General features: G+C 71.3%; 5 protein-coding genes. 2 read left to right on the top strand and 3 right to left on the bottom strand.

Translation table 11 applies throughout. The features are described from left to right. Positions 1-371: 371 nt before the first annotated feature. Complete coding sequence (locus ACFYPJ_RS33545; protein ID WP_389025298.1) at positions 372-947, bottom strand: MarR family winged helix-turn-helix transcriptional regulator; 576 nt, start codon at positions 945-947, stop codon at positions 372-374. 139 nt (positions 948-1,086) lie between these two features. Between ACFYPJ_RS33545 and ACFYPJ_RS33540 the strand changes: the two genes are divergently transcribed. Next, entirely contained in the window at positions 1,087-2,385 is a 1,299-nt protein-coding gene (locus ACFYPJ_RS33540; RefSeq protein ID WP_389025296.1) for an MFS transporter, read from the top strand. A gap of 93 nt (positions 2,386-2,478) precedes the next feature. Here the strand turns inward: ACFYPJ_RS33540 and ACFYPJ_RS33535 are convergent, their stop codons facing one another. Further along, positions 2,479-4,122 carry a SpoIIE family protein phosphatase gene (locus tag ACFYPJ_RS33535; protein WP_389025294.1) on the bottom strand — a complete coding sequence of 548 codons (1,644 nt, stop codon included), beginning with the start codon at positions 4,120-4,122 and terminating at the stop codon, positions 2,479-2,481. Positions 4,123-4,253: 131 nt separating this feature from the next. Next, positions 4,254-5,633 (bottom strand): NAD(P)/FAD-dependent oxidoreductase, encoded by a 1,380-nt coding sequence (locus ACFYPJ_RS33530; protein WP_389025305.1) that lies wholly within the window; start codon positions 5,631-5,633, stop codon positions 4,254-4,256. A 376-nt stretch (positions 5,634-6,009) separates the two neighbouring features. Here ACFYPJ_RS33530 and ACFYPJ_RS33525 point away from each other — a divergent pair, with 376 nt between their 5' ends. Further along, entirely contained in the window at positions 6,010-6,828 is an 819-nt protein-coding gene (locus tag ACFYPJ_RS33525; protein ID WP_389025293.1) for a TetR/AcrR family transcriptional regulator, read from the top strand. Positions 6,829-7,186: the final 358 nt, after the last annotated feature.

Here is a 7,186-nt window from a genome sequence, read left to right as displayed (position 1 = left end):
CCCTCTCGGGCTTTCCTCCGGGCGCTTCCCTTCGGTGTTTCCGACTCTATCAGATCCTTTCGGCGTCTGATTCCCAGTCAGAGGGGGTTGTCTTCTCGGCCGTTGGGCCGTTCCGACGTTTCAAACCTTAGCGGATCCTCTCGGCGATTCCCAATCGGGTCTTGCGTCCCGAGTTGAGCTTGCCGAGTCCCTGAAACGGAGCGAATTGAATTCGGGCACGCCGAAATCGACCCGTTCGGGAGATCGTGCTGGTGGTTTGGTGCCGCTTGCGCGGCGGGAGGTGGTGTCGCTGGACTGTTACGGCCACGCGACAACCCGCAGAACATTACGGGTCCGGTAGGGGGCTGTCAACACCCCTCTGTCAAGATCTTTTAATCGAGGTCGCTCAGGCGTCCGCCCGCGTCCGGCTGGGCGTGCTCCACCCTGCGCAGGAGGCGGGTCAGCACCTCGCCCAGCACGCCCCGCTCCTCCGTCGACAGGTCCTGAAGCAGGTCGGCTTCGAAGACCGAGGCGCGGTGCATGGCTTCCAGCCACTTCTCGCGGCCTTCGTGGGTCAGCTCCACGATGACCCGGACGCGGTTCTGCTCGTCCCGCTCCCGGGTGACCAGCCCCTCCGCCACCATCCGGTCGATGCGGTGGGTCATGGCGGCCGGCGTCAGACCGAGCCGCTTTGCGAGATCGCCGGGGCCCAGGCGGTAGGGGGTGCCGGAGAGAACGAGGGCCTTCAGGACCTCCCACTCCGCGTTGCTGATGCCGAGGGCGGCGGTCTGGCGGCCGTAGGCGACGTTCATCCGGCGGTTCAGGCGGGACAGCGCCGAGACCACCTTCTCGACCTGCGGGTCCAGGTCGTGGAACTCGCGCTGGTAGGCCGCTATCTGCTCGTCGAGGCTCGGCTCGTTGCCGACGGCCGGGCCGTCGGCGTCGGGGGTGTCGGGGTTGTCGCCCATGGTCAGCAGTATCGCACGATGACGCTTGGGCTTAAAGTCCTTGGGGGTGTAGTGTTTACCTTCGAAATTTATCTTCGAAGTCTTCAGTTCTGAGTACTGGGCCGGAGCTGACCGGCCCTACGACTTGAGAGAGGTGAACGTGACCAGGGCGATGGGCGCAGCGATGCGCCGGATACACGTGGGCAACGCACTCAGCGCGTTCGGGCTCGGCTTCACCGTCCCGTACCTGTACGTCTATGTGGCGCAGGTGCGGGGGCTCGGTGCCATGACGGCGGGGACGGTTCTCGCCGTCTTCGCCGTGGCCGCGTTGATCGTGCTGCCGTTCGCCGGCCGGGCGATCGTGCGGCGCGGACCGCTGCCGGTGTTGCTCGGCGCCCTGGTCGTGGCCGCGCTCGGGGCGATGGGACTGGGTCTCGCCGCTGACGCGACGGCCGTCCTGGCCGCCGCGACCGCGCTCGGGGCCGGGCAGGCCGTGATGCAGCCGGCGCTGGCGACGATGATCGTGGACTGCTCGACGGCACAGACGCGGTCGCGGGCGTTCGCGACGCAGTTCTTCCTGCAGAACCTGGGGCTCGGCGTCGGTGGCCTCATCGGCGGTCATCTCGTCGACACCACGCGCGTGTCGTCGTTCACGCTGCTGTTCGCGATCGAGGCGGCGATGTTCCTGTTGCTGGCCGCGGTGCTGTCGACGGTGCGGATACCGCACTCCTCGCCGGCCGGTGGCGGGGCGCAGCCATCCGCGCGGGGCAGCTGGCGGCAGCTGCTGGGCAACCGGGCCATGGTGCAGCTGGGCGTACTGGGCTTCGTGCTGTTCTTCGCCTGCTACGGGCAATTCGATTCGGGGCTGAGCGCATACGGCGTGGAGGCGGCCGGGGTGTCGACGTCCGCGCTGGGTACGGCGCTGGCTGCGAACACGGCGATGATCGTGGTGGCGCAGTTCGCCGTGTTGAAGTTCGTGGAGCGGCGCAGGCGGTCCCGGGTGATCGCCGCCGTGGGGCTGATCTGGGCCGTGGCCTGGATCGCGGCCGGGTACGCGGGGCTGGGGCACGGCAGCCAGGAGGTGGCCACGGCCGCGTTCGTCTCGACGTACGCCCTGTTCGGGCTGGGTGAGGCGATGCTGTCGCCGACCGTCGCGCCGCTGGTGGCCGATCTCGCGCCGGAGGGGATGGCCGGGCAGTACAACTCGGCCTTCGCTCTGGTCAAGCAGCTCGCGCTGGCGGTCGGTCCGGCGGTGGGCGGGCCGATGGCGGCTGCGCTGCACGGGCCGTACATCGTGACGTTCCTGGTGTTCTCCCTGGGGATCACGGTGCTCGCGGTGCGGCTCGGGCGGAGTCTCACGGAGGTCCAGGACCGGCCGTGGATCGCCGCGAGGAGCCGGGTGGTGGCCCAGGGTGCCGCGCAGCACGAGGCGGCGCGGTCCAGTCCGTCCGGTGTGTGACATCCGTGACCGCGGCGGACGAGGCTGCGGTCACGGGAAGTGGGGTGGTCGGGTCGGGATAAGGGGGACGGTCGGGTCGGGAGCGGCTTCGGGTCAGGGGCAGGGGAGTGCGAACTCGCACCAGACGGCTTTTCCGCCGCCCGGGGTTCTGCGTGATCCCCAGCTGGAGGCGATCGTCGCCACGATGGCGATGCCCCGGCCCGACTCGTCCCCCGGTTCGGCGCGACGGCGCCTGGGGAGGTGGTCGTCGCCGTCGGTGACCTCGACGATGAGGCGGCGGTCGGTGCGGCGCAGGCGCAGCCGCATGGGCGGAGTGCCGTGCTGGAGGGAGTTGGCGACCAGTTCGCTGGCCGCCAGGACGCCCAGGTCATGCAGGTCGGTGGGGAATCGCCAGCTCGTCAGGACGCCGGACGCGAACGCACGCGCGCGTGCTGCCGCTTCCACTCCGCCGAGGAGTTCCAGGGCGGCGTTGCGGAAGAGTTCGCCGTCGGTGCCGGTGCGGGCGGGGTGCTGGAGGACCAGGACCGCGACGTCGTCGTCGTGGTCGGCCATGACGCCGGCCGAACGGACCAGGCGGTCGCACATCACCTGAGGGGTGCCGATGGCGCCGGCCAGAGCATGTTCGAGCGCGGCGATCCCCTCGTCGAGGTCCGCGTCCCGGCGCTCGACGAGGCCGTCCGTGTAGAGGACCGCCGTGCAGCCCGGGCCCAGCGGGACCGAGCCGGAGGCGTGGATCCAGCCGCCGGTGCCGAGCGGTGGGCCGGTCGGTTCGTCGGTGCGCAGGACGGTGCCGTTCTCGTCGCGGACCAGGATCGGGAGGTGGCCCGCCGAGGCGTACACCAGCCGGCCCTCGTTCGGGTCGTGGACGGCGTACACACAGGTGGCGATCTGGTTGGCGTCGATCTCGGCGGCAAGGCCGTCGAGGAGCTGGAGGACCTCGTGCGGGGGGAGGTCGAGGCGGGCGTACGCGCGGACCGCGGTGCGCAGCTGGCCCATCACCGCCGCCGCCCGCACCCCTCGGCCCATCACGTCGCCGATCACCAGCGCCGTACGGCCGCCGCCCAGGGTGATGACGTCGTACCAGTCGCCGCCGACCGCGGCCTCCGTGCCGCCGGGCTGGTAGGTGGCCGCGATGCGCAGGTCGTCGGGTTGCTCCAGCTCCTGCGGGAGGAGTGAGCGCTGCAGGGTCACCGCGGTCTCGCGCTGCCGGCGTTCACTGGCGCGAAGGCGTTCGGCGGCCTCGGCGTGGTCAGTGACGTCGGTGGCGAACACGAGGACGCCGGCGCCGTCGCCGTGCTCCGCGGCGGGGGTGCAGGTGAACGTGTAGGACCGGCCGTCGACGGCCTTGCGGGACTTGAGCGTGCGGGGCTTGCCGCTGCGCAGGACCTGGTCGAGGAGGGGCAGCAGGCCCAGTTCGGCCAGCTCCGGGAGGGCTTCGCGGGCCGGCTCCCCCAGGGGGCGGCTGCCGAAGGCGGCGACATAGGCGTCGTTGACGTACGCGATGCGGTGGTCGGTGCCGTGCACCAGGGCGACGAGGGCCGGGACGCGGTCGAGGACGTCGCGGGCGGGGAGTCCGTCGACGGCGGGCACGGGGACCGGATCGTCGGTCAGCTGTTCGGCACGGGCCGCGGGCACGGAGCCTTCCCCCCGCCGGTCCTGGGAGACCGCGTGTTCGGTCCGCGCTGCCGCGCGGCGCTGCGTTCCGGGGAGCCGGGCGCTCCAGCGCGTGAAGTTCACTTGGGAAGAAGCCTCGTGGGTGCTGAGGACGGGCGGGTGCCCGTCCGAGGTCGTGGGGCAGTCTGACAGTGTCTCGGACCGCGGCGACATCCGTCAGACGCCGGGGCGGGCCGTGGAGTTCCTCAGTCCGGTCAGTTCGACCCATTCGGGTCGTCCGAGGGGTCGGGGTGAAGCTTTCCACCGGCCGCGAGTTCGAACTCGGCTCGGGGATGTTCGAGCGAGCCGAGGGAGACGATCTCCCGCTTGAACAGGCCGGAGAGGGTCCATTCGGCGAGGACCCGGGCTTTGCGGTTCCAGGTGGGCACCCTGCTGAGGTGGTAGACGCGGTGCATGAACCACGCAGGGTAGCCCTTCAGCCGGCGTCCGTAGATCTGGGCGACGCCCTTGTGCAGTCCGAGGGAGGCGACGGATCCGGCGTACGAGTGGGCGTACGTCTGCAGGGGTTCGCCGCGCAGGGCGTGGACGATGTTGTCGCCGAGGACCCGGGCCTGGCGGACCGCGTGCTGGGCGTTGGGGGCGGTCAGGGCGCCCGGTTCGCGGGCGGTGACATCGGGGACGGCCGCCGCGTCGCCCGCGGCCCACGTGTGCTCGGCGCCGTCGACGGTCAGCTGGGCGGTGCACTTCAGGCGCCCGCGTGCGGTGCGGGGGAGGTCGGTGGCGTCGAGGAGGGGGTGCGGCTTGACGCCGGCGGTCCAGACGACCGTACGGGTGGGCAGGCGCTGGCCGTCGCTGAGGACGGCGACGCGGCCCGCGCAGGATTCGAGGCGGGTCTCCAGGAGGACCTGGATGTTGCGGCGGCGCAGTTCGGCGACGGTGTAGCGGCCCATCTCCGGGCCGACCTCGGGGAGGATGCGGTCGGCTGCCTCGACGAGGATCCACTTCATGTCCTCGTGCCGGACGTTGTGGTAGTAGCGCGCGGCGTAGCGGGCCATGTCCTCCAGTTCGGCGAGCGCCTCGACGCCTGCGTAGCCGCCGCCCACGAAGACGAAGGTGAGGGCGGCGTCGCGGATGGCCGGGTCACGGGTGGAGGAGGCGATGTCCATCTGCTCGATCACGTGGTTGCGCAGGCCGATGGCCTCCTCGACGGTCTTGAAACCGATGCCGTACTCCGCGAGGCCGGGGACGGGCAGGGTGCGGGAGACCGAGCCGGGGGCGAGGACGAGTTCGTCGTAACCGATCTCGTCGGCGCCGTCGCCCTCTTCGTCGGTGGCGAGGGTGGTGAGGGTCGCGGTGCGTTTCGTGTGGTCGATGGCGGTCACCTCGCCGACGACGACGTGGCACCGGTCAAGGACACGACGCAGCGGTACGACGACGTGACGAGGGGAAATCGAACCGGCGGCTGCTTCCGGCAGGAACGGCTGGTACGTCATGTACGGGTCGGGCGTGACCACAGTGATCTCGACGTCACCCTGCCTGAGCTCCCGTTTCAGCTTCTGTTGCAGGCGCAGGGCGGTGTACATCCCGACGTAGCCGCCGCCGACAACGAGAATGCGCGCACGTTCCTTCACCACCCCATGACGCACCCGGCGCTGGTGTTTGTCCACAGCCCCGGCAATTTGTGTGACCGGCGGTTCTGCGGGCCTGCGCTCGGTCCGGGCCTCGGCCTGGAATGCAAGCGGGCAGGTCAGCGGGGGCGTGCGGGAGGGCACGGGGGTGTGCAATCCGGACGAATGTGCGCCGTACTCCGATCGGGGGGCGCTCCGTGCGGAACCTCCCTCTTCTGAATTGACCCCCTCTCAACTATGTTCGTGTCGACGGGGTGTAGGGGATGTGGTCGAACGGAGCCGCGACGGGCGGTCACGGTCGTGCCACAGTGCCCGTTCCGAGCACTCCGGAATCAGTGGCGCGGTGTCTCCGGGGGGAGACGTCATTAACCGGGGGAACGCTATGCATATTCAGGACACGCATCATTGGTCATCCTCGTCAGCCGTCGCGCCCGGGGGCGCGGCGGGCGGCGGGACGGCGAACGGCTCCACGCTGGGCGGCTCAGCAGTGGGTGGCTCCGCCGTGGGCGGCTCGGCCTTGGGCGCCGGACGTGCGGACGTGCAGCGGACGGCTCCGCTGCGGGTGGACGCCCAGCGCAATCTGGAGCATGTGCTGCGAGCGGCGCGCGAGGTCTTCGGCGAGCTGGGCTACGGCGCTCCGATGGAGGACGTGGCGCGGCGCGCGCGGGTCGGCGTCGGCACGGTGTACCGGCGCTTTCCCAGCAAGGACGTCCTGGTCCGGCGGATAGCCGACGAGGAGACGTCCCGGCTGACCGACCAGGCCCGGGCGGCGCTCAGGCAGGAGGACGAGCCGTGGTCGGCGCTGTCGCGGTTCCTGCGCACGTCGGTGGCCTCGGGCGCGGGACGGCTGCTGCCGCCGCAGGTGCTGCGGGTCGGAGTTCTGGACGAGGCCGCGGCCACGAGCGACGAGGCACGGGTGCCGCAGCAGCGGAGCCAGCCGGGCACGGGTGAGCTGCGGTTGGTGCCGGAGGATTCGGCGGTCGCCGAGGACTCGGGGGCGGCGGCGCTGCTCGATGTGGTGGGCCAGCTCGTGGAGCGGGCACGCGCGGCGGGCGAGCTGCGGCCGGACGTGTCGGTGTCGGACGTCCTGCTGGTGATCGCGACGGCCGCACCCTCGCTGCCGGACGCGGCTCAGCAGGAGGCGGCCTCCGCACGACTGCTGGACATCCTGCTGGACGGGCTGCGATCGCGGCCTGCGTGACGGTCGGGGCTTGCGGGGTTTCGCAGGGTGCGGTCGCGGTCCGGGTGACGGTCGGCGGTTCGCGGGGTTTCGCGGGGCGCGGTCGCGATCCGGGTGACGGTCGGCGGTTCGCGGGGTTTCGCGGGGCGCGGTCGCGATCCGGGTGACGGTCGGCGGCTCATGGGGTGCGGTCGAGGCTCGTGGAGGGGGCGGCTGCACCCGGGCTGCGGTCGAGGCCCGCGTGACGGCCGGTGACTCACGGGGGTGCGGTCGCGGGTCCGTGGCCGGCGATCCATGGGTTGCGGTCGTGATCCGTGTGCGGCCGGAGGCCGTGTGGCGGCACCGTCGGTCGGCTGGAGGGGGAGGCTGGAAACGGAGC

It is taken from the genome of Streptomyces sp. NPDC006012 (assembly GCF_042871185.1).
In the GTDB taxonomy this organism is placed as follows: domain Bacteria; phylum Actinomycetota; class Actinomycetes; order Streptomycetales; family Streptomycetaceae; genus Streptomyces.
The sequence above is the reverse complement of the archived record's forward strand: the minus strand, read 5'-3'. Positions and strand labels throughout refer to the sequence as shown.